We start from the raw sequence: 791 nt of genomic DNA, 5'->3' as shown, positions 1-791 counted from the left end.
GCCAGGTCGGTGGCATTGGTGAATCCGCCCCGGGCGGCCTCAAGCATTTTCTCAGTCCTGAAGCGGGCCGTCCTCAGCATGGGTTCATAGACCATAAGGCATTTCTTAACCGTATCCATAGCGTCGAACAGGGCTTCTTTGTCCTCCTGCATGTCTTTGTTATAAGCTAAAGGAAGCGCTTTCATCAAGGTCAGAAGTGCAATCAGATCCCCGTACACCCGGCCGGTTTTACCGCGCACCAGCTCGGCCAGATCCGGATTCTTTTTTTGCGGCATGATACTGGACCCGGTGGTATAAGCGTCGTCCAGCTCGATGAAGCCGAATTCCTCGCTGGACCAGAGGATCAGTTCCTCCGAAAAGCGCGATAGGTGCATCATCAGTATACTGGCGAAGCTGCAGAATTCCAGGGCGAAATCGCGATCGCTGACAGCGTCCAGGCTGTTGCGGGTGATGATGTCAAGCTCCAGCTGCTCTTTTACAAATTCCCGGTCCAGGTTAAAGCCGGTGCCAGCCAGGGCCCCGGAGCCCAGCGGCATGGCATTGGCCCTCTTCACGCCATCCTCCAAACGCTCCACATCCCGGCGCAGCATCTCAAAATAGGCCAAAAGATGGTGGGCCAGGGTTATGGGCTGGGCCTTTTGCATATGGGTGTAGCCCGGCATGACGGTATGTAAATGCTCGGATGCCAGATTTACCAGGGTTTGTTCCAGTTCCAGCAGGAGTCTTTTAACCTCGCCAATCTCATCTTTTAAATAAAGGCGCACATCGTGAGCGACCTGGTCGTTGCGGCT

General features: G+C 54.9%; 1 protein-coding gene. It reads right to left on the bottom strand.

The features are described from left to right. The coding region (argH, locus tag B3W37_RS10460) for an argininosuccinate lyase (protein WP_483175692.1) at positions 1-791 on the bottom strand (791 nt) is incomplete at both ends.

Source organism: Syntrophomonas sp. UBA5494 (assembly GCF_002426325.1).
The sequence above is the reverse complement of the archived record's forward strand: the minus strand, read 5'-3'. Positions and strand labels throughout refer to the sequence as shown.